Annotated in this window: 18 protein-coding genes and 1 pseudogene; 2 read left to right on the plus strand and 17 right to left on the minus strand. The window is 43.2% G+C overall.

Annotated elements, in window-relative coordinates:
- Nucleotides 1-87 precede the first annotated feature (87 nt).
- From ACIY19_RS00620 to ACIY19_RS00645, 6 genes are all read right to left on the minus strand, one after another.
- On the minus strand, nt 88-762 hold the full coding sequence (locus ACIY19_RS00620) for a LiaF transmembrane domain-containing protein (protein ID WP_409002442.1): 675 nt from the start codon (nt 760-762) through the stop codon (nt 88-90).
- Between the two features lie 5 nt (nt 763-767).
- Entirely contained in the window at nt 768-1,214 is a 447-nt protein-coding gene (locus ACIY19_RS00625) for a LytTR family DNA-binding domain-containing protein (protein ID WP_049489485.1), read from the minus strand.
- Nucleotides 1,215-1,327: 113 nt separating this feature from the next.
- Nucleotides 1,328-1,831 carry a phosphatase PAP2 family protein gene (locus ACIY19_RS00630; RefSeq protein ID WP_409002443.1) on the minus strand — a complete coding sequence of 168 codons (504 nt, stop codon included), beginning with the start codon at nt 1,829-1,831 and terminating at the stop codon, nt 1,328-1,330.
- 94 nt (nt 1,832-1,925) lie between these two features.
- On the minus strand, nt 1,926-3,686 hold the full coding sequence (locus tag ACIY19_RS00635; RefSeq protein WP_042902926.1) for an ABC transporter ATP-binding protein: 1,761 nt from the start codon (nt 3,684-3,686) through the stop codon (nt 1,926-1,928).
- The gene (locus tag ACIY19_RS00640; RefSeq protein ID WP_042902927.1) at nt 3,676-5,445 is read right to left on the minus strand and encodes an ABC transporter ATP-binding protein; all 1,770 of its coding nucleotides are present in this window, start codon (nt 5,443-5,445) and stop codon (nt 3,676-3,678) included. The genes ACIY19_RS00635 and ACIY19_RS00640 overlap by 11 nt, the downstream gene beginning before the upstream one ends.
- Nucleotides 5,429-5,890 (minus strand): MarR family winged helix-turn-helix transcriptional regulator, encoded by a 462-nt coding sequence (locus tag ACIY19_RS00645; RefSeq protein ID WP_042902930.1) that lies wholly within the window; start codon nt 5,888-5,890, stop codon nt 5,429-5,431. Before ACIY19_RS00645 ends, ACIY19_RS00640 begins: the two co-directional genes overlap by 17 nt.
- Before the next feature lie 192 nt (nt 5,891-6,082).
- Between ACIY19_RS00645 and ACIY19_RS00650 the strand changes: the two genes are divergently transcribed.
- Entirely contained in the window at nt 6,083-6,787 is a 705-nt protein-coding gene (locus ACIY19_RS00650) for a CD20-like domain-containing protein (RefSeq protein ID WP_042902931.1), read from the plus strand.
- 49 nt (nt 6,788-6,836) lie between these two features.
- Here the strand turns inward: ACIY19_RS00650 and ACIY19_RS00655 are convergent, their stop codons facing one another.
- Both ACIY19_RS00655 and ACIY19_RS00660 read right to left on the minus strand, forming a co-directional pair.
- The gene (locus ACIY19_RS00655) at nt 6,837-7,553 is read right to left on the minus strand and encodes a YebC/PmpR family DNA-binding transcriptional regulator (protein WP_000532894.1); all 717 of its coding nucleotides are present in this window, start codon (nt 7,551-7,553) and stop codon (nt 6,837-6,839) included.
- A 96-nt stretch (nt 7,554-7,649) separates the two neighbouring features.
- Nucleotides 7,650-9,020, minus strand: a pseudogene (locus tag ACIY19_RS00660) (MATE family efflux transporter).
- Nucleotides 9,021-9,129: 109 nt separating this feature from the next.
- Here ACIY19_RS00660 and ACIY19_RS00665 point away from each other — a divergent pair.
- Entirely contained in the window at nt 9,130-9,684 is a 555-nt protein-coding gene (locus ACIY19_RS00665; RefSeq protein WP_001054828.1) for a GNAT family N-acetyltransferase, read from the plus strand.
- Nucleotides 9,685-9,733: 49 nt separating this feature from the next.
- Here ACIY19_RS00665 and recA read toward each other — a convergent pair whose 3' ends face one another.
- The 9 genes from recA to rpoB form a co-directional block, all read right to left on the minus strand.
- Nucleotides 9,734-10,882: a recombinase RecA gene (recA, locus tag ACIY19_RS00670; protein WP_001085515.1), complete on the minus strand. Its 1,149-nt coding sequence runs from the start codon at nt 10,880-10,882 to the stop codon at nt 9,734-9,736.
- Between the two features lie 54 nt (nt 10,883-10,936).
- Nucleotides 10,937-12,193, minus strand: coding sequence for a competence/damage-inducible protein A (locus ACIY19_RS00675; protein ID WP_049550216.1), 1,257 nt, complete (start codon nt 12,191-12,193; stop codon nt 10,937-10,939).
- A 72-nt stretch (nt 12,194-12,265) separates the two neighbouring features.
- Entirely contained in the window at nt 12,266-13,306 is a 1,041-nt protein-coding gene (gene brpA / locus ACIY19_RS00680) for a biofilm formation/cell division transcriptional regulator BrpA (RefSeq protein ID WP_000592174.1), read from the minus strand.
- Nucleotides 13,307-13,310: 4 nt separating this feature from the next.
- Nucleotides 13,311-13,832, minus strand: a complete 522-nt coding sequence (locus ACIY19_RS00685) for a GNAT family N-acetyltransferase (protein ID WP_409002444.1) — start codon at nt 13,830-13,832, stop codon at nt 13,311-13,313.
- Entirely contained in the window at nt 13,822-14,265 is a 444-nt protein-coding gene (gene tsaE, locus ACIY19_RS00690; protein WP_049505418.1) for a tRNA (adenosine(37)-N6)-threonylcarbamoyltransferase complex ATPase subunit type 1 TsaE, read from the minus strand. Before tsaE ends, ACIY19_RS00685 begins: the two co-directional genes overlap by 11 nt.
- Before the next feature lie 83 nt (nt 14,266-14,348).
- Nucleotides 14,349-14,972 (minus strand): hypothetical protein, encoded by a 624-nt coding sequence (locus ACIY19_RS00695; protein WP_049505419.1) that lies wholly within the window; start codon nt 14,970-14,972, stop codon nt 14,349-14,351.
- A gap of 134 nt (nt 14,973-15,106) precedes the next feature.
- Nucleotides 15,107-15,526 (minus strand): nucleoside-diphosphate kinase, encoded by a 420-nt coding sequence (ndk, locus tag ACIY19_RS00700; RefSeq protein ID WP_049489472.1) that lies wholly within the window; start codon nt 15,524-15,526, stop codon nt 15,107-15,109.
- A 111-nt stretch (nt 15,527-15,637) separates the two neighbouring features.
- Complete coding sequence (gene rpoC, locus ACIY19_RS00705) at nt 15,638-19,303, minus strand: DNA-directed RNA polymerase subunit beta' (RefSeq protein WP_409002445.1); 3,666 nt, start codon at nt 19,301-19,303, stop codon at nt 15,638-15,640.
- Nucleotides 19,304-19,335: 32 nt separating this feature from the next.
- Nucleotides 19,336-22,938 carry a DNA-directed RNA polymerase subunit beta gene (gene rpoB / locus ACIY19_RS00710; RefSeq protein ID WP_409002446.1) on the minus strand — a complete coding sequence of 1,201 codons (3,603 nt, stop codon included), beginning with the start codon at nt 22,936-22,938 and terminating at the stop codon, nt 19,336-19,338.
- Nucleotides 22,939-23,163: the final 225 nt, after the last annotated feature.

Consider the following 23,163-nt stretch of genomic DNA (forward strand, 5'->3'; position numbering starts at 1 on the left):
AAAAGAGAGCGATTTTCTCGCTCTCTCAAGATATATGATATTTAATTTTTCATTTTCCCAAAACTCTAGACACTTACAACTATTTTTTTATTTAACGTAAACAACTCCAAGTTTACCAAAAGCAACTTCCCCACGGATAATCAGAGTTTTACTAGTTGGCGCTACAGGAGCATCTGCCTTAGCTGCACCAAAGGAGGTTTCTACTTTCAAATCGACACGCCAGTGTTGTGGAACATAGACGGTTGCATTCCCGAAGGCCACTTCAATATTTAAAGTTGCAAAATCACCTAACATCTCTGCATTATCATAGTAGATTTTAGCATCCCCAAAAGCGACTTCCACTTGGTCATCTACGAGATCTTGATCTTGCTTATAGAAGGTCCCGCTACCAAAAGCGACTTCCTTATCCGTGACGACTGTTTTTTTCCCATCGTACCACCATTTTTTTTCATTCCAGAACTTACTTGAATGCGTCAGATAACCAACACCGAGTACCACCAAGATGCTAGCCCAGATGAGAGAATGATTGGTAACTGGCAAAAAGTCATAAGCGTAATTTGCAATGATGAGCGCCAGTAAACCTGTAAAAACTGCCGAAGTGAGATGGCGTCTAAGGATAGACTCAATGGTCTTATAAGCAAAAAAAACAATACCTAGTAAAGGCCATATCTTGCCATCCAAAGAAGGAATTCCAAAATTCCCTTGCAGCAAGATCCAAGCTGCTAAAACCAATAAAACAATACCAAATGCTTTCTTTTTCATGTTTTTTACCTCATGTTTCTTAGATTTTCTTTTAGGAGGGATTGGTAATGCCGTGAGACATGAACCTCCTTGTGGGTCTGATAAAAGGAAATAGTGCCCGTTCCTGAAAAGGACTTGTCCACTGAGTAAATCTGACGGATGTTTGCGATAGTTGACTTGGACACTCGGCTAAAATAGCGAGGCAAGATGGTCTCCAACTCATAGAGTTTGAGCCGAACCTCATAGGCTTCCTTATGGGTATGGGCGTAGATCTTGCTACCTTCGGTTTCAAAGAAGAGAATCTCTGATAGGTCAAGATAATATTCGCCTGTCCCCTTGTAAAAAATCAACCTCGGAGCTGTCGACTCCTGCAAGAGCCGTTGCAAGTCCGCAATTTCATCTGTCAAAGCAGGGGTCTTGATGACAATTTCAGTTTCTTCTAAATCGCCGTCAATCTCAATTCGTAACTTCATCACATCTCCTTTCTGACTCTACTATATCAAAGCTAGATTAGGAAAACAAGGGCAAAAAAGCAAGTGGTCAATTTGAAGCAGTAAGTGGTTGTCAGACTAGCTTGACTTACATGTCAAAAAAGGAAGAAAAGAACCCCCCACATGAGACCACAAGCGTAACCAACGACCACATCCTTGGGATAATGAACACCCCCTAAAACCCTCACCAAGCCCAGCAAAGCTGAAAAGAGCAAACATACTAAACCAACAGGTAGACTAGCATGCAGACTGGCCATGGAGATGATAGTTGCCGAAAAAACATGGCGACTGGGCATAGACTGTCCCGAACTATCCTTGTCAAGTAAGGGGGCGATGTCCCAAGTTTCGTAGGGGCGTGGATGATTGATTTTCTTACGCAAGAGGGACAAAATTACAAAGCCTGTAGCAGGGACAAGCAAATAGACCCCGACTTGCTGACCAAGTCCTAGTTGCAGGTAAGTGGTGACTAGCAAGGCCAGGTAGACCAGGGGCATGGTGAATGTCATCAAACGATTGAAACTGCGTAACAGAAATAAAAGAGGGGGATGGCTGGTGAGTCTGGAACTGATATTTCGATACCATTCTTGATAATTTTTCATTTATGCTTCTCATTCATTACTTTTTTGCCTACAGGTGAGACGTTTGTCTTCTAGTATAGTCCAGAAAAAGAAGGCCGTCAAGCCTTCTTTTGTTTTATTCTTCTGCTTCGTCTTCTGTAAATTGACTATTATAAAGATCTGCATAGAAACCACCTTGTGCCATTAGTTCCTCATGGTTTCCTTGTTCAATGATATTGCCATCTTTCATGACAAGAATCAAATCTGCATTACGAATAGTTGACAAGCGATGGGCAATGACAAAGGAAGTTCTTCCCTCCATCAAACGGTCCATGGCTTTTTGGATCAATTCCTCTGTACGTGTGTCGACTGAAGATGTCGCTTCATCCAAAATCAAGAGTGGTGCATCCTTGAGAAGGGCACGAGCAATAGTTAAGAGCTGTTTTTGTCCAACAGACAAGGTCACAGTGTCATCCAAAACAGTATCGTAGCCATCTGGCAAGGTCATGATAAAGTGGTGGATTCCCACAGCCTTGCTGGCCTCCATCATTCGTTCATCGCTGATGCCCGTTTGATTGTAGATGAGATTATCTCGAATGGTTCCTTCAAAGAGCCAAGTGTCCTGCAAGACCATTGAAAAGGCATCGTGTACTTCTGAGCGTTTCATGTCCTTAGTATCCACGCCATCGATGCGGATGCTTCCCTTATCTATCTCATAGAACTTCATCAAAAGATTGACAATGGTTGTCTTCCCAGCCCCAGTCGGTCCAACGATAGCAACCTTCTGACCTGCATGAGCTGTCGCAGAAAAGTCATGGATGATGGTGCGCTCTGGTGTATAGCCAAAGGACACATGATCAAAGACTACTTCCCCTTTCATGTTGCTCAATTTTCTGTCCTTATGAGATTCATCTTGCATCTCTGCTTCAGCTAGAAATTCTAATACACGAGTCATGGCTGCACTCGCTTGTTGCAGGCTCGTAATCCCTTGGGCAATCTGTGACAGAGGTTGGGAGAAGGTCCGTACGTAAACCATAAAGGCTACGATAATCCCTATCGTGATATGCCCTTCTAACGCCAGCGCGGCACCAACGATGATGACTAAGACATAACTAAAGTTTCCAACAAAGAACATGGCTGGCATCATGATACCAGAGATAAACTGAGATTTCCAGATACTATCATGCAAGTCTTGGTTTAAACCTGCAAATCTCGCTTTGGAGGTGTCCACTGCGTTGTAACTGGTCACAACATTATGACCTGAGTACATTTCTTCTACATAACCATTGACGGCTGCTAGATTATTTTGTTGGGCTTTAAAATAACCCTGTGACTTGGCCATGATTACGGAAACCGCCGCAAAACCAACAAGGGTTGATACAACGGTTACCAATGCCAAAATCCAGTTCATCCCAAACATGGTCACCAAGACAGCAATCAACAAGAAACTAGCTGAAAGAACTGTCCCTAGACTTTGGTTGAGAGATTGCGCTGCTGTATCCACATCATTGGTCACGCGCGAAAGGGTATCTCCTTGTGAATGACGGTCAAAATAGCCAAGTGGCAAACGATTGATTTTTTCAGCGATTGCCGTCCGCAAGCGTTTTGAAAAATGCTGAATGCTCGTTGAAAAGATATAGGCCTGTGTATAATTAAGGATAGCGCCAAATACATAGAGAATCACTAAAAAGCTAGCAATGTTTGACACAGCTACCAGGTCGATTTCTGTAGCCAAGCCATCTGAAATCAAGTTGGTAATTTCCTTAATCTTAGTTGGACCATAAACGGTGATTATGCTTGAAATGACTGCAGCCACAACTGCTATTAGGAGAGGGAGTTGGAGGCCTGCCATATAAGGTTTGCACTGTTTCCAGACCGAAACTTTTTTATTTTCCATGTTCCAATTCCTCCTTCGATAGTTGTGAGTAGGCAATTTCTTGGTAGACTTCGTTGGTTGCAAGAAGTTCCTTGTGGGTGCCTTGTCCCACGACTTTACCTTGATCCAAAACCAAGATCAGGTCAGCATCCATAATGGTAGAAATGCGCTGCGCTACGATGAGCTTGGTCATGGATTTTGTTTTCTCAGCTAGCTCTTGGCGAAGGACACGATCTGTCTTGTAGTCCAAGGCTGAGAAAGAGTCATCAAAGATGAGAATCTCTGGTTTACGAGCCAAGGCACGCGCAATGGCCAGACGCTGTCTTTGACCTCCTGAGAAGTTGGTTCCACCTTGGGCTACTTCTGATGCAAGACCTGCTTCCTTGTCCTCGATAAATGCTTTAGACTGGGCCAATTCAAGAGCTTGCCACATAGCAGCCTCGCTCAGAGGAGTTTCTTTGCTCTTACCAAAGTCCAAGTTCCCCTTGACATCTCCAGAAAAGAGTACAGCTTTTTGTGGAATATAGCCTACCTTATTGCGCAAATCTTCCAAGTCATAATCTTGCACATTGACACCATCCACTAGGATTTCTCCATCAGAAACGTCGTAAAAACGTGGCAAGAGGTTGACAAGCGTAGACTTACCTGATCCAGTCGATCCGATGAAGGCTACGGTTTGACCCGCTTCTGCTTTGAAAGTGACATGTTCCACGACTGCTTCAGAGTTTTTAGAGTAACGGAAAGTCACATCACGGAATTCCACTTGTCCTTGAACTGAAGGATCCGCTGTCTGTGCATGACTAGGATTTTCAATAGAAGAATGCAGATCCAATACTTGATTGATACGTCCTGCCGAAACCAAGGTACGAGGAAGAACGATAAAGAGTGCTCCCATGAGAAGGAATCCCATCACGACCTGCATAGCATAGGACATGAAGACCACCATATCACTAAAGAGTGGCAGACGTTCTGCCAAACTTGCATCGTTGATGATATAGGCACCAATCCAGTAAATAGCTAAACTTAGTCCACTGGAAATCGCCATCATAATGGGATTCATAATGGCCATCAAACGATTGACAAAGAGATTGAGACGTGTTACCTCATCGTTGGCTGCTTCAAATTTCTTATCTTGGTAATCTTCCGCATTGTATGCACGAACAACTCGAATCCCAGTCAAACTTTCACGAGTGATGCTATTGAGTTTATCTGTCAATTTTTGGATAACAGATTGTTTTGGAAAGGCCAGAGTCATGAGAACGGTAGTCATCAAGACATTGACAATAACAGCCACAACGACCGCCCAGAGCCAGTATTCCGATTTTCCAAGGATTTTTCCAATGGCCCAGATAGCCATAATTGGCCCACGAGTAACCACTTGCAAGCCCATGGTAAAGAGCATCTGTACCTGGGTAATATCATTGGTCGTCCGAGTCAAGAGACTTGGGATTGAAAAGCGCTTGATCTCTGTCTGCGAAAAATCTAAAACACGATGAAATACGTCTCTACGTAGATGGGTTGTATAGGAGGCTGCAACACGAGCGGCAAAGAAACCAACCATAACAGATGAAAAGAAAGCCAATAAAGACAATCCAATCATCTTCGCAGCTGGTGACCAGAGTTCACCCAACTGCGTTCCAGACGTTCCCAGTAATTCTGTAATTTGCGAAATGTAAGTCGGTACCTCTAACTCGAGATAGACCGAGAAACAAGTGAACAGAATCGTAAGGATAATCATTCCCCACTCTTTTCCTGTAATACGTTTAGCGAGTTTCTTCATTCTCTCCTCCTATCTTCTCAACATTTTCTTGCAACTGACTGAGGACCTTTTCAAAGATTGCTAAGTCTGACTTTGAAACCCCCTCTAGCAGACTCTGATCAATCCGATCAAAAAAAGCTTTAACTTTTTGCATCTGCGAACGCGATTTCTCCGTCAGGCGAACAAATTTTGCCCGCTTATCACTCGGGCTGGCCTCTAGCTCAACCAAACCATTTTGCACCATGCGCTTGACTAAATTACTCGCCACAGATTTGGTAATATTGAGTTCCTGCTCGATATCCTTAATTAAGACCAGATTTTCAGACTGTTCTTGGCAATCTAAAAAACGCAGAACCTGCCCTTGCGGTCCACCCATAAATTCAATGCCACAACGCTTGGCTTCTTTCTGTACCATCAGATGAACCTGGTGTCCAAAACGTTTGAATATTAACATTGGCTTGTCCATGATTGCTCCTTTCTCACGATAAATATAGTTCTCACAAGAACTATTTAAGTTTCCATGAGAACTATTTTATCATTTTCAGAAAAGATGTCAAGAAAAAAGTTTCTATGAGAACTATCTTGGTTTAAATTGACATTAGGCAATATTTTTTCTATAATAAGCACTAACTACTGTGGATAGAAATCCATTCACTCGATGAAGGGAGAAAACTTTCAAATGAAACCAGAAGAACAAAGAGTTTTAGGAATCTTAGCAACCATTTTTGGAGCTATCGCACTTTTAGGGTCCTGGATTCCATTTATTAACTATCTATCGTTTTTCATCGCCATCGTAGCATTTATCTTGGGGATTATCGGCCTTATCGTCAACCTCAAAAAGCGGAAAACAATGGCTATTATTGGAACATCCCTGGCAGTTGCCTCTGTTGTACTTTTCTTTACGACCCAGGTACTGTACGCTAATGTCTACAAAGAGTTTGTCAGGGAGTTTAACCGTTCCTACAGCGAGGCGAGTGCCTCAATGGAACGCGAAGAAGAAAGCGACTTGACAGATGATAGCGCCTATTCCATCCCTGAGGAGGAAGAAGACGACACCTTCACCTGGACCCAAGAACAGTTCGACGCCTTAATCGAAGGTGACCTTGACAACAAAGGAAAAGGTGGTACCAACTACAAGGATATTATCAAAAAACACGGACTACCAGACTCCGAGTTTGACTCCACTATCGGAGGTTATAATACGAGAAAAATCACCTATATCTCCATTGGAGACAAGATCAAGACCGTTACCCTAACTTTTGCAAAAGATGACAATGGGCAGCTCTTGCTCGTCCAAAAACATGCAGTTGGTCTAGGTCAAGGAAAAAGCAAGCAACAAAACGATTCTGAAAGCAGAGTCTAAGTTCAAATATCAAAAAAACGAACAGCTAGTAAAACTGTTCGTTTTTCTATTAGAATCCATCTACGTTTGTGTAGATCTTTTGTACGTCTTCGTCGTCCTCAAGAACGCTGTAAAGTTTTTCAAAGGTTTCAAGGTCTTCGCCTGACAATTCCACTTCAGACTGTGGAATCATTTCCAATTCAGTCACTTGGAATTCTTCGATACCAGACTCACGAAGGGCAACGATAGCCTTGTGAAGGTCTGTTGGAGCTGTGTAAACCGTGATTGTTCCTTCTTCTGCTTCTACATCGTCCACATCCACATCTGCTTCTAGCAATTGCTCAAAGACTGCATCAGCGTCCTCACCCGCAAATACGATCACACCCTTGTTATCAAAGAGGTATGAAACTGAACCTGAAGCACCCATGTTTCCGCCGTTTTTACCAAAAGCTGCACGGACATTGGCTGCGGTACGGTTAACGTTTGAAGTCAAGGTATCCACAATCAACATAGAACCATTTGGTCCAAAACCTTCGTAACGTCCTTCTGTAAAGGTTTCGTCTGTGTTTCCTTTTGCTTTATCAATCGCTTTATCGATAACGTGTTTTGGCACTTGGGCTTGTTTCGCACGGTCGATAACGAATTTCAAAGCAGTGTTTGATTCTGGGTCTGGATCACCTTTTTTAGCTGCTACATAGATTTCTACACCAAATTTTGCATATACTTTAGAGTTAGCTCCATCTTTAGCCGTTTTCTTGGCTACGATATTGGCCCATTTACGTCCCATTAGGAATCTCCTTTTTTCACATTTTAATCTTTCTTATTATAACACAAGTTTTTTCGATTTTCACTAGAGGAAATGGATTTTATTCAGCAAATCCAGCTAGGATTGTCCTTTTGTTGCCAAGATTGCCTTGCCTTCTTTTATCAGGGGATGGCGGAAAAGTGAAAAGTACAGTTGGGTAGTCATGGCAACCCAGATAAGGGGTTCGCAGAGAATAACTCCCCTATACCCTGCCCAAGGGATAATCAAGACCACAAAAACGATCTTCCCGATTAGTTCTATAAAGCTGGAAACTAGAGGAAGGACTTTCTGCCCCAATCCCTGCAAGCAATTGCGATAAATCAGCAAAAGGCTCAAAATCGGATAAAAGACTGAACTGATTTGCAGGTAGAGGCTACCATTTTCTACCAAGTATCCATCCGTCGAACTGGCCAAGAAGGAAACCAAGCTAGGACTGGCAAAAAAGAGGAAAATACAAATAAAACCTGCTCAGGACATGCTCAGGCGACTGCCAATTCGAAGACCTTGAACAATGCGGTCTGGTCGCTTGGCCCCGAGATTTTGAGAGGCAAAGGTCGTCATAGCAGAAGAAATAGCCGTCATCGGAAGGAGAGCAAAAGCCATAATGCGTCGAGCTGCTGTTTGGGCACTAATAATCACAGCTCCAAAAGTATTGACCGAAGATTGTAAAATCACACTACCGATAGACACAATGGAACTCATCAAACCCATAGCCAAACCTTGCTCTAAAAGATCCGCGTACAAGGCCTTGTCCCATTTAAAATGCTTGAGTTGAGGAAGCAGTTCTGGAACACTCTTACGGATATAATAAAAGCAGAGAACAGCTGATAAGCCTTGCGAGATGATGGTAGCAAGCCCCGCAGATTGAACTCCCAGATGCAGTTGCGTAATGAAATAGAGATCCAGAACCACATTGACCAAGGCAGAAAAAATCAGAAATCCAAGAGCTGCTAGACTGTCTCCAATGGACCGCAACAAACCTGCAAAGAGATTATAGGCAAAGCTGACGCCTACACAGGTCACAATCATAGAAATATATTGATAGGACTGAGGAAGGATTTCTGCAGGAGTATCTAAATATTGCAAGAGTGGATACAGACCGACAAATCCCATCAGCATGACCACAATGCTCAAAAGAGCACCTAAAATCCAGGTAGCTGCTACTGCTTCCTTGATCTTTGTAAAATTCCGAGCCCCATAATAGCGGGCAATGACGATCCCCATGCCATTGCCAACACCAAGCGTAAAGCCTATAATCAAGTCAAAAATGGCAGTTGTCGCCCCTACTGCTGCCAAGGAATCTTGACCAAGAAATCGTCCAACAATCAAGACGTCAGCTGTATTATAGAGCTGTTGGAAAATATTTGACAGCAAGATTGGAAAGGCAAAGCTTAACAGCGCAGGAAGAATAGGACCATGTATCAAGTCCACGGATCGTTTCTTATTCATAAAGCTATTATATCAGCTTTCTAAAGGAGCGACAAGGCTCTATCACTAAGTTTGCAATCAATTGCTTACAGAGAGACAATTTGCTATAATCAAGAAAAGGAGGTCATTTATGAATTTGACCAGTCAATTAATAACCGATGCATTTCCCGATCTGGATAAGGTTGAAAAGCTAAACAAGGAAGCTTTCCCCAAGGAAGAACGAGTCCCTCTATCCGAGTTCTTGCGCTATCAGGACCGAGAAGACGCTCACTTTTTTGCCTTTTATAACCAAGAAGAGTTTGTCGGCTTTGCTTTTGCCATCTCCAATCAAAAAGCTTTTTATATCAGCTTTTTTGCCATCATGCCCCACTTGAGAAGCCACGGATATGGAAAAGAAATCATCGAAAAGCTGACTGATTTTTACCAGCGAACCATGTTATTGGAAGTCGAGCGATTGGACGAAGAATGCGATAACTTGGAGCAGAGAAAGGCACGCATGGACTTCTACCGCCAAAATGGTTTCAAAACAGCCAATGCTTTTCTAGAGTACGAAGGTTTGAGTTTTGAAATTCTCTACCGTGGCGACTATTTTGACGAAGAAGCCTATCGCGACATCTTCCAAAAGCTACAGAATGAACATTACTTTGACTTTCATATCGAATACAGACGCTTTAGTGATCATTAGTTCGTTTGAGTTAGATAAAAAAGTAGCAGAAAATCTGCTACTTTTATTTTTATTCTTCAATTTCGATTCCAAGATCATCGCCAAGGTCAAGCGTTACTTCTTGGTTAGAAGTTGCCTCCGCTACTGGACTATGATCAGAAGCTTCTTCATCTTCAATCAACCCATATTGAACACGGACTTGGTGGTCAATGGCATCAAAAATTTCCGGATGATCTGCCAAATATTTCTTAGCATTTTCAGATCCTTGCCCGATTTTTTCACCCTTGTAAGAGTACCAAGCTCCTGCTTTTTGGATGATATCAAGGTCACTTGCAATCTTCAAGAGCTCACCAGTCTTAGAAATCCCTTCCCCATACATGATTTCAACAAAGGCTTCCTTGAAGGGTGGAGCCACCTTATTTTTAACAACCTTGATCTTGGTTTCCTTACCGACATTAGTATCTTTTTGGTCACCAGTTCCCTTGATCTGTGTACTTCCACGAACATCCAAACGGACTGAAGCGTAAAATTTCAGAGCACGTCCACCTGGAGTTGTTTCTGGGTTTCCAAACATGACCCCAACTTTTTCACGCAATTGGTTGATAAAGATAGCAATTGTTTTGGTCTTATTGATAGAAGCTCCGAGTTTACGCATGGCCTGGCTCATCATACGAGCCTGCAAACCAACGTGGCTGTCTCCGATATCACCATCGATTTCTGCACGAGGCACAAGGGCCGCAACTGAGTCGATAACGACTAGGTCAACTGCACCTGAGTCAATCAATTTTCCAGCAATTTCAAGACCTTGTTCACCTGAGTCTGGTTGTGACAAGAGCAATTCGTCAATGTTCACACCAAGGGCTGCTGCATAGGCTGGATCAAGGGCATGTTCCGCGTCGATAAAGGCAGCGATACCGCCTTCTTTTTGAGCTTGCGCAACAGCGTGAAGGGCAACGGTTGTTTTACCAGATGATTCTGGTCCATAGATTTCGATGATACGTCCCTTAGGATAACCACCTGAACCAAGAGCAATGTCCAGAGCCAATGAACCTGAACTCATCACTTGAACTTTTTGCTCTGCACGCTCGCCCAAACGCATGATTGAGCCTTTACCGAAATCTTTCTCAATCAATTTAAGCGCATCGTTCAAGGCTTTTTCACGATCAGCTCCAAATTTTTTTCCGATTTCATCTAATTTTTTTGTTGGTTTTTTCGCCATTTTGTTCTCCTATATTCTACTGGTCCTTAGACCTATCTTTCATTATACCAAAATTTAGTCACTTAATAAAGCCTTGCGAACTAGGTTAAAGGCATGCATGACCGCAATATGTCGGACATCTGCTCGACTCCGTCCTGCGATATTAGCCTTGATAACCTCTGTCCCTTTTGCATGTGCCAGTCCAATAAAAACTGTACCAGCTGGATGCCCCTCTAGGCTATCTGGTCCTGCCACACCCGTCAAACTAACTCCGTAGTCAGACTGAGTCTTGAGTCGAGCCTGCTCTGCCATTTTTCGGGCCGTAAACTCAGAAACAACCCCGTGTTCTTTTAGCTCTTGCTCGGAAATATCCAATATCTTGGACTTTTCTTCTAGGCTGTAAGTGACAAAACCGCCATTAAAGATAGCTGAAACGCCCGAAAAGTCTGCTAATGTCGCTTGAAAGAGACCTGCCGTCAAGCTTTCTGCCGCAGTAATGCTTTTCTGTCTCTTCTTTAGCTCTTCTACAACGACACTTGCGAGGCTGGTTTCTTCCCCATATCCATAACAGATGTCTCGTAGAGAAATTCCCTCGAAAGTTTGGCGACTCAAGATTTGACTTTCTAGGATGTCCAGTGCTTGATGAGCCTTTTCTTGACTAACTGCTTTTGTAGACAAGCGCAAGGTCACTTCTCCTGTTTTGGCATACGGCGCCAAAGTCGGATCGGTTTGATGGTCAATCAAATCCGCCAAAATGGTCACCAACTGACTCTCCCCAATTCCAAAGAAACGGAGCACTCGAGAGTATAACTTGGTACCAGTCATTAACTTGGGTAAGAGTTGATTTAAGACCATAGGTTTCAATTCACTAGGTGGTCCCGGGAGGACCACGTAGGTCACGCCATCCACTTCCGACACCCCTCCTACTGCTAAACCTGTCTCATTTGGCAGTGGAGTCGCCCCTTCTACAATTTGGGCTTGGCGCTCATTATTCGGTGTCCGAGCATAGTCAGGTCTATGAGCAAAGAAAATATCCAGTTTCTCTTGCGCTTGAGGGTCAAACACTAGATCTTTTCCTAAAAATTTTGCCAGGGTTTGTTTGGTCAAATCATCCTCAGTTGGTCCCAAGCCCCCTGTCAAAATCACAAGATTACTACGTTGGCTCGCAATCTCAAGCAAGGACAAAAGACGAGCTTCATTATCTCCAACAGCTGTTTGGAAGTAGACGTCTACCCCGATTTCGGCTAGTTTCTCTGATAAAAACTGAGCATTGGTATTGACAATCTGCCCTGTTAAAATTTCTGTTCCAACAGCAATAATTTCTGCTTTCATGTTTCCTCCTACTTATCTATTCGAATTTTTTTGAAAAAATCGCAGGAAATTTCCCACGATTTGATTCTTTTCTTATTCTGCTTCTTCGTTTGAAGCATTAGTACTGGTTGAAGGTGCTGTCCGACCAAAGGCTGTTTCGTACAGTACCGCATTGGTTTCCAATTCTGTCACTGGCTCTTTACCTAATGAACGACGCAAGAGATTTTGCATCTCAAGCATATGTTCTGAAGTGACAATCTGATAAGAAATTCCCTGTAGCTCAGCATCTTCCCCACGCAATTGATGCGTTTCGATATTCTTGAAAGAATCTTGATAGCCAAGCAATTGTGGAATGCTCTTAGCTGATAAGTCTACATTGGTCTGCATGTTATCACTCAAAGCTTTGAGGATACCTTGATAATGACTCACACTGTTTAGGCTCAAAACCTTCTCAACGATTTTTTGAATGACTTCACGTTGACGTTTTTGACGACCATAGTCTCCCTCTGGGTCTTGGTAACGCATCCGTGAATACACCAGGGCTTCCTCCCCATTCAAAGTTTGTTCTCCAACACCGATGGAAATCTTATTAAACTCCTCTTGGTCAGCAATCGAAATTGGGAAACCAAGTGTATTATTGACGGTGATCCCACCAACTGCATCCACCAATTGTTGAAGTCCCTGCATGTTAACCATCACATAGCGGTCAATGTGGATGTTCATCATCTTTTGAATAGTAGAAATTGCAAGTTCCGCACCACCATTAGCATAGGCCGCATTGAGTTTAGCTTCCTGAACTTGACCGTTTCCAGTCTCAATCTTGGTCAAAATATCACGTTCCAAACTCATCATAGTGGTTTTCTTTGTTTTGGGATTAACCGTCAAGAGAATCATGGAATCACTATTTCCCGCCCACGGGTCTGTACGTTCCACATTTCCCGTATCTACCCCCATCAAGAGGATGGTCAGAGGCTCCGTCGCTTCGATAACGTTGGTTTCTTCCCCGATTTTTTTGTAAGTCTTTTTACTTAGGGTTTCTGTTCCCTGTTGGTAGATGGTATAGCCATAAACCGCTACACCTAAAACTGTTACTGCTAGGAAACCTAGCACCATTCCAATTAATTTTTTAATCATCTCGTTATTTATTTATCAGCTTGCCCATAAGACAAACATCTAAAAATATCCCTTCTGCTAAATAGGCTCCTCTTTCTTGTAAGCCTTCTGTGATAAATCCCATTTTTGAATAGAGGTGGACTGCAGCCTCGTTTCGTTTTTGTACACTAAGTTGCAAACGGCGCAAGACGCCACTGACTTTAGCCCACTCGATGCCTTCTTCTAGAAGTATAGTCGCCAAGCCTTGGTTCCAAAATTTCTTGCGAACTGCTAAAAAAACATCACCGATATGTCGAACTCTTAAATGTTGGTCCGCTGTGATATTTAAAACTCCTGCAATCTCATCATTCAGTAAGGCGAGGAGAGTAATTTGATTTTCTGAAGAAGCTTGTTTTTCGATAAAAAGAGCCATTTCAGACGCAGTCATCCCTATGCCATGTTCATCCAAGCTAGTGTAGTCTGTCTCTCGACCGACTTGATTTAAAAATGCAACCAAAGCTGAAGCATCTTGGATCTCAGCCTCACGAATACACAACTCATACTCCATCTTGAAGCTCCTTGATGAGTTGTTCAGCCCGAGAACCATGAGCTATAAATTGAAGGCAACGGCCATCGGCTTCTTTCAAAATTTCCAACTCCAAGTAGGAATCTGGTAAATCCTCACCCAAAAGATGCCCCCACTCGATAACAGTCACACCACCACCAAAGAGAAACTCATCCAAGTCAATAGAATCAGCATCACCTTCGATACGGTAGACATCCAAGTGGTAAAGTGGCAAACGCCCTTCGTACTCTCTGACAATGGTATAGGTCGGACTTTTAATCATCTGACGGATATCCAAGCCCTTGGCAAGGCCCTTTGTAAAGGTTGTTTTACCCGCACCCAACTCTCCAGTCAAGATTAGAACATCGTCTTTTTGGAGTAAATGGCCTAATCTTTCTCCGAGAGCTAGAAGCTCTTCTTCATTTTTTGTGTGCATGCTACTATTATACCAAAAAGTTTTCTTTTGTGTGAATTTTCTTTATGGACTTACTATAACAATTTTGAAAAATTCTCCTCCACTTAAAAGAATACAACTATTGAAAAAACAAACAGGATATCCCGAATCAGGTGTCCATAAAAGGAGATTTCCCTTTGGATACATTTGGGAAAAAGGAAACGTGCACATAGAAAACCGACACTGATATAAAGGAGAATCGAGGAAATCACTAAGGGATTCCTCAAGAAAACCATCGTAGCTAGAACGGAAATGACGACTGTTTTCTTTTTATTTAGGTGATTTTCTATATCGCGAAAAATTTTATCAAAAGGTAAGAAAATCAATAGATCTACTCCTAGCAAGAAAAAGAAGGAGGGTAAAAAGAGGTCAACCAATTCCTGCTGCAATTTGCTAGTGGTTTGGATGCTTTCTGAGAGAACCAGACAGGTTGCCAGAAGATTGACTACTAAAAGGAGGCAATAAACAAGACTCACTTTCTTTTGAACATGCAAAATACTATGTCTAGACTGGTCTGCTGTATGGAAATAATTTATCCCAGCGCACAAAACAGAAATTCCTACTATCAAAATCAAAAAATAAGCATTGGTCTGTTTTAAAGATAAAAAGGATTCTTTCCATAATAGGCAACTACTAAAACTAATCTGGATGACTGCAATCAGTAACAATAGGCGAATTGATTTTACCATTTCTTTTCCCTCCCTATATGGGATTATACCTTGTGAGGAGTTTGAAATGATTGTTTCCGCCTCAAGTGTCCATTTTTTGTGCTCAACTGACCAAAAAACAGCTCTGTTGTGCACAGAACTGTTCTTTTACCAGTCTAATCCTTAAACCAGAGAGCAATTTCACGTTTTGCAGAAGCTTCCGAATCGGAGCCGTGAACTACATTTTGAATGGCTTGATTGTCTCCTGCAGCCTTGGCAAAATCTCCTCGGATAGTTCCTGGCAGAGCTTCTTCTGGACGAGTAGCCCCCATCATGGTTCGCCAAGTTTCAATCACTTTCGGACCTGATAGAATGCCCACCACTACTGGTCCTGAAGTCATAAACTGACGGATAGGAGGATAAAAACTTTTTTCAACCAAGTCTTGATAGTGCTGGTCAATCAAATCTTCTGAAACTGCTGAACGCAACTCTAATTTTTCGATTTTGAAACCACGCTCCTCAATTCTTTTCAGAACCTGACCAACCAGCCCTCTTTTCACACCATCTGGCTTAATGATAAAGAATGTTTGTTCCATACGGACACCTCCTTGGCATTTTAGTTCTTCTATTCTACCATACTTTATGAAAAAGTGGGAAAATTTTTCTGAAATAAAACAAAGAGAACCCAAAGGTTCTCTTGTTTGCTTTTATTCTACTGTTTCTTCAACTTGGATTTCCACAACTTCCTCTACAGGAGCAAGTTCTGCCTCTTCTTGTTCTGGAGCCAGATATTCTGCTTCATTGATAGCTTGTGGTTCAAGGTTACGGTAGCGAGCCATACCAGTACCAGCTGGGATGATCTTACCGATGATAACATTTTCCTTGAGACCAAGGAGATGGTCTTTCTTACCACGAATAGCTGCGTCTGTAAGGACACGAGTTGTTTCCTGGAAGGAAGCAGCTGACAAGAAACTATTTGTTTCAAGTGAGGCTTTGGTAATTCCCATAAGGACTGGGCGACCAGTTGCTGGAACACCACCTGCGATAAGAACATCTTTGTTGGCATCTGTAAAGTCGTTGATATCCATGAGAGTACCCATGAGAAGGTCTGTATCCCCTGGATCCATGACACGAACTTTGCGGATCATTTGACGAACCATTACCTCGATGTGTTTGTCACCGATTTCTACCCCTTGGCTACGGTAAACTTTTTGTACTTCACCAAGTAGGTAGGTTTCAACTGACAAGACATCACGAACAGCAAGGAGACGTTTTGGTTGGATAGAACCTTCTGTCAATGCTGCACCACGAGATACTTGATCGCCAACTTCAACACGCATATGGGCTGTGAATGGTACCACGTATTCGCCTTCGCCAGTTTCACCTTTAACGAAGACTTTCTTAGTACGAGTTGAAGCATCTTCTTCGATTGCTGTAACTTCCCCTTTGACTTCTGTGATGACCGCTTCCCCTTTAGGATTGCGGGCTTCAAAGATTTCTTGGACACGAGGAAGACCCTGAGTGATATCGGTATTTGAGGCAACCCCACCCGTGTGGAAGGTACGCATTGTAAGCTGTGTACCAGGTTCCCCGATAGATTGGGCAGCGATTGTACCAACTGCTTCACCAACTTCAACCGCATCACCAGTTGCCAAGTTGATACCGTAACAGTGACGGCAGACACCATGACGAGTGTTACATGTAAATACTGAGCGGATGGTTACTTCTTCGACACCGGCATTGACGATTTCACGAGCCTTGTCTTCTGTAATCAATTCATTTGGACCAATGATAACCGCACCAGTTTCTGGGTGTTTAACAGTTTTCTTAGTGTAACGACCATTGAGACGCTCTTCGAGAGACTCAATCATCTCTTTACCTTCTGTAATAGAACGAATCAAGAGACCACGGTCTGTTCCACAGTCATCCTCACGGATGATAACATCTTGGGCAACGTCAACCAAACGACGAGTCAAGTAACCTGAGTCGGCTGTCTTAAGGGCCGTATCGGTCATACCCTTACGGGCACCGTGAGTTGAGAAGAACATTTCAAGTACTGACAAACCTTCGCGGAAGTTTGAAAGGATTGGCAATTCCATGATACGTCCGTTCGGAGCAGCCATCAGACCACGCATACCGGCAAGCTGTGAGAAGTTTGAGATATTACCACGGGCTCCAGAGTCCATCATCATAACGATTGGGTTCTTAGGATCTTGGTTGGCAATCAAGCGTTTCTCCAATTTTTCACGGGCAGCACGCCATTCAGCTGTAACAGCATTGTAACGCTCGTCGTCTGTGATCATACCACGACGGAATTGTTTGGTGATTTGTTCTACACGTTTGTGTGATTCTTCAATGATTTCAGCCTTGTCATCAACGACTGGGATATCGGCAATACCCACTGTCAATCCTGCAAGAGTTGAGTGGTGGTAACCGAGGTTCTTCATACGGTCAAGTAGGGCAGAAGTTTCTGTCGTACGGAAACGTTTGAAGATTTCAGCGATGATATTTCCAAGGTTTTTCTTCTTGAATGGAGGGTTGAGTTCGAGATTGCTGATAGCTTCCTTGATATCTCCACCAAGTGGCAAGAGGTATTTATCCGGAACGCCTTCTGTCAAGTTGGCATTGTTTGGCTCTTGCAAGTAAGGTAGACCTTCTGGCATGATATCGTTGAAGAGAATCTTCCCAACAGTTGTCAGCAAGACTTTATGTTTTTGCTCCTCTGTCCAAGGTTTGTTGAGGCTGTCTGTTGCGATACCAACACGTGAGTGGAGGTGAACATAACCATTGCGGTAAGCCATAACAGCTTCGTCACGGTCTTTGAAGACCATTCCTTCACCTTCACGACCAGCTTCTTCCATGGTCAAGTAGTAGTTACCCAAAACCATGTCCTGAGATGGAGTAACAACTGGTTTACCATCTTTCGGGTTCAAGATATGCTCAGCAGCCAACATCAAGATACGAGCTTCTGCTTGGGCTTCTTCTGAAAGCGGTACGTGGATGGCCATTTGGTCACCGTCAAAGTCGGCATTGTAGGCTTCACAGACAAGTGGGTGCAGGCGAAGGGCTTTACCGTCAATCAAGACAGGTTCAAAGGCTTGGATACCCAAACGGTGAAGGGTCGGTGCGCGGTTCAAAAGCACTGGGTGTTCCTTGATAACTTCTTCGAGGATATCCCAGATACGCTCATCTCCACGTTCCACCAAGCGCTTAGCTACTTTAACGTTTTGCACGATATCACGCGCTACGATTTCACGCATCACAAATGGTTTAAAGAGCTCGATAGCCATTTCACGTGGCACACCACATTGGTAGATCTTAAGAGTTGGACCAACAGCAATAACAGAACGTCCCGAGAAGTCAACACGTTTACCGAGCAAGTTTTGACGGAAGCGTCCTTGTTTACCTTTGAGCATGTGGCTCAATGATTTAAGTGGACGGCTACCAGGTCCTGTAATAGGACGACCACGACGACCATTGTCAATCAATGCATCAACTGCTTCTTGAAGCATACGTTTCTCATTTTGAACGATAATACCTGGAGCATTCAACTCAAGCAAACGAGCCAAACGGTTGTTACGGTTGATAACACGACGGTAAAGGTCATTCAAGTCAGATGAGGCAAAACGACCACCATCCAACTGCAACATTGGACGAAGATCTGGTGGAATAACCGGAAGGATGTTGAGAATCATCCATTCAGGTTTGTTTCCAGACTTGTAAAAGGCATCCAAAACATCCAAACGACGGATGGCTTTGATACGTTTTTGTCCAGTTGCTGTCTTCAATTCTTCTTTAAGTTCAGCAATTTCTTTTTCAAGATCTACTTGTTTCAAGAGGTCTTGGATAGCTTCGGCACCCATTTTAGCAACGAATGAGCCGTAGCCATATTCACGCAAGCGCTCACGATATTCACGCTCTGTCATGATAGATTTGTGCTCAAGTGGTGTATCCTTTGGATCGATCACCACATAAGCTGCAAAGTAGATAACTTCCTCAAGTGCACGAGGACTCATATCAAGGGTCAAGCCCATACGGCTTGGAATCCCCTTGAAATACCAGATATGAGATACAGGAGCTTTCAACTCGATGTGTCCCATACGTTCACGACGAACTTTTGTACGCGTCACTTCAACCCCACAGCGATCACAAACAATCCCTCTGTAACGAATGCGTTTGTATTTTCCACAAGCACATTCCCAGTCTTTTGTAGGACCAAAGATGACTTCGTCAAATAGTCCTTCACGTTCTGGTTTCAACGTACGGTAATTGATTGTTTCAGGTTTTTTGACTTCTCCATAAGACCATGAACGGACTTTACTTGGAGAAGCTAGTGTGATTTGCATACTTTTAAAACGATTTACGTCAACCACTATTTCTTCCCTTTCTATTCTAAGTGAGCTACTTATTCTTGTTCAGTAGCTTCTTCTGTTGCTTCCGCTTTTGCACCTTCTTCAGCTTCAAAAGCAGCTTTTGCTTCTTCAGCAGCTTTTTTACGTGCTTTTTCAAGGTCATCTACGTGGATGACATCTTCGTCCATGCCCTCATCAAGATCACGAAGTTCAACTTCTTGATCATCTTCGTCAAGGACACGCATGTCAAGACCAAGTGATTGCAATTCTTTGACAAGAACGCGGAAGGATTCTGGTACACCTGGTTTTGGAATTGGTTTTCCTTTTGTAATAGCTTCATAAGCTTTCAAACGTCCGTTAATGTCGTCAGACTTGTAAGTCAAGATTTCTTGAAGGACATTTGAGGCACCATAGGCTTCAAGCGCCCAAACCTCCATCTCACCGAAACGTTGTCCACCAAACTGAGCCTTACCTCCGAGTGGTTGTTGCGTAACTGTTGAGTATGGTCCGACTGAACGAGCGTGCAATTTATCATCAACCATGTGGTGGAGTTTGATCATGTACATGACACCAACTGACACACGGTTATCAAATGGTTCACCAGTACGTCCATCGTAAAGGATAGTCTTAGCATCGCTATCCATACCTGCTTCCTTAACAGTTGACCAAAGATCTTCTGAACTTGCTCCGTCAAAGACTGGTGTTGCGATGTGGATACCAAGAGTACGAGCTGCCATACCAAGGTGAAGCTCCATAACCTGACCGATATTCATACGCGATGGCACCCCAAGTGGGTTCAACATGATATCGACTGGAGTTCCATCTGGAAGGTAAGGCATATCTTCTACAGGAACGATACGAGAGACAACCCCTTTGTTTCCGTGACGTCCGGCCATCTTATCTCCGACCTTAATCTTACGTTTTTGAGCGATGTAAACACGAACCAGCATATTAACACCTGATTGTAATTCATCACCATTTGCACGTGTAAAGATCTTAACATCACGAACAACACCATCGGCACCGTGGGGTACGCGAAGTGAAGTATCGCGAACTTCACGAGATTTGTCACCGAAGATAGCGTGCAAGAGACGTTCTTCAGCTGAAAGGTCTTTTTCACCCTTAGGTGTTACTTTACCTACAAGGATATCCCCTTCTTTAACCTCAGCACCGATACGGATAATCCCCATTTCGTCAAGGTCTTTAAGGGCATCTTCACCAACGTTTGGAATTTCACGAGTGATTTCTTCAGGCCCAAGCTTTGTATCGCGTGTTTCTGATTCGTATTCTTCAAGGTGGACAGATGTATAGACATCATCTTTAACCAAGCGTTCGCTCATGATAACGGCATCCTCGAAGTTGTAACCTTCCCATGTCATGTAGGCAACGATTGGGTTTTGTCCAAGCGCCATTTCTCCATTTTCCATAGAAGGTCCGTCAGCGATAAAGTCACCTTTTTCAACAACATCTCCAACTTTAACCAGCGTACGTTGGTTGTAAGCAGTACCTGAGTTTGAACGGCGGAATTTTTGAACATGATAAACATCAAGAGAACCATCTTCACGGCGAACTTCTACCTTGTCAGCATCCGCATAGGTAACTTTACCATCGTATTGAGCAATAATAGCAGCTCCTGAGTCGTGGGCAGCTTGGTATTCCATACCAGTACCAACGAAAGGTGCTTTTGGATCAATCAATGGTACAGCCTGACGTTGCATGTTGGCACCCATGAGGGCACGGTTGGAGTCATCGTTTTCCAAGAAAGGAATACATGCTGTCGCAACGGCAACTACCTGTTTAGGAGAAACATCCATGTAATCAACACTTGATGCTGGATATTCTTGGTTGACCCCTTGGTGACGTCCCATGACAACTTTTTCAGCAAAAGTGCCATCTGCGTTCAATTTAGAGTTAGCCTGCGCTACTGTGAACTCATCTTCTTCATCGGCTGTTAACCAAACGATTTCGTTGGTCACTTTACCAGTAGCACGGTCAACCTTACGATATGGTGTTTGAATGAAACCATACTTGTTGAGGTGCCCGTATGAAGACAAGTTGTTGATCAAACCGATGTTTGGCCCTTCAGGTGTTTCAATCGGACACATACGACCATAGTGAGTGTAGTGCACGTCACGAACTTCATATCCAGCACGGTCACGTGTCAAACCACCAGGTCCTAAGGCATTCAAACGACGTTTGTGAGACAACTCAGAAAGTGGGTTGTGTTGGTCCATGAACTGTGACAACTGTGATGAACCAAAGAATTCTTTAACCGCAGCTGTTACAGGACGGATATTGATGATTTGTTGTGGTGTCAAGACTTCATTATCTTGAACAGACATACGTTCACGGACATTACGTTCCATACGAGAAAGTCCAAGACGTACTTGGTTGGCAAGCAATTCACCAACCGCACGGATACGACGGTTTCCAAGGTGGTCGATATCATCTACACGGCCAAGTCCTTCAGCCAAGTTGAGGAAGTAGCTCATTTCAGCAAGGATATCTGCAGGAGTGATAGTGCGAACTTTATCATCTGGATTTGCATTTCCGATGATTGTTACAACACGGTCTGGATCAGTTGGTGCCACAACCTTGAATTTTTGAAGAACAACTGGTTCTGTCAAAACAGCTGAGTCATTTGGAGTGTAGACAATCTTATTCAAATCGCCATCCAAATGGCTTTCAATGCTTTCAATCACGCTACGAGTCATGACTGTTCCAGCTTCTACCAAGATTTCGCCTGTTTCAGGGTCTACCAATGGCTCAGCAATGGTTTGGTTAAGCAAACGTGTTTTAACATTGAGTTTTTTATTGATTTTGTAACGACCAACAGCTGCCAAGTCATAACGACGTGGGTCAAAGAAACGAGCCACAAGCAAGCTACGTGAGCTTTCAGCAGTCTTAGGCTCACCTGGACGAAGGCGTTCGTAAATTTCTTTCAAGGCTTCGTCGGTACGAGAGTCCATTGGATTCTTATGGATATCTTTTTCAACAGTGTTGCGAACCAATTCGCTGTCACCAAAGATATCAAAGATTTCATCATCACCTGAGAAACCAAGCGCACGAACCAAGGTAGTGAATGGAATCTTACGAGTACGGTCGATACGAGTATAGGCGATATCTTTTGAGTCACTTTCAAGTTCCAACCAAGCTCCACGGTTAGGGATAACCGTTGAACCGTAGCCCACTTTACCGTTTTTATCAACTTTATCATTAAAGTAAACACCTGGCGAGCGGACCAACTGAGATACGATGATACGTTCACCACCATTGATGATGAAAGTACCCATTTCTGTCATGATTGGGAAATCACCAAAGAAAACTTCTTGAGTTTTGATTTCGCCTGTTTCTTTATTGATCAAGCGGAAGGTTACAAAAATTGGTGCTGAGTAGCTAGCATCGTGGATACGAGCCTCTTCTAGCGTGTATTTTGGTTCCTTGATTTCATATCCAACAAATTCCAACTCCATTGTGTCTGTGAAGTTTGAAATCGGCAATACATCTTCAAACACTTCCTTAAGACCATGGTCTAGGAAATCTTTGAATGAGTCAGTTTGAATTTCAATCAAATTTGGTAAGTCAAGAACTTCTTTGATTCTTGAAAAACTACGACGGGTACGATGTTTCCCGTATTGAACGTCATGTCCTGCCAAGATGATTCTCCTTTGTAAATAAAATTCCAAGCCTTGTCAATCAGGCTTTTCTAATCGTCATATGGTTTTTAAAACCCCTATCACCGTGTCCCTTTGATGAATTTTCAGAATCTTTAAATCTTTGTTACAAGCACTCAAAAACCTGAAAAAAAGCACAAAAAGAGCAGCTAAATCTGACTTTTTCAGAAGATTTAACTGCTGTGAGCCTTGTCTGGACAATATTTC

The organism is Streptococcus sp. ST14 (assembly GCF_046098195.1).
Lineage (GTDB): Bacteria > Bacillota > Bacilli > Lactobacillales > Streptococcaceae > Streptococcus.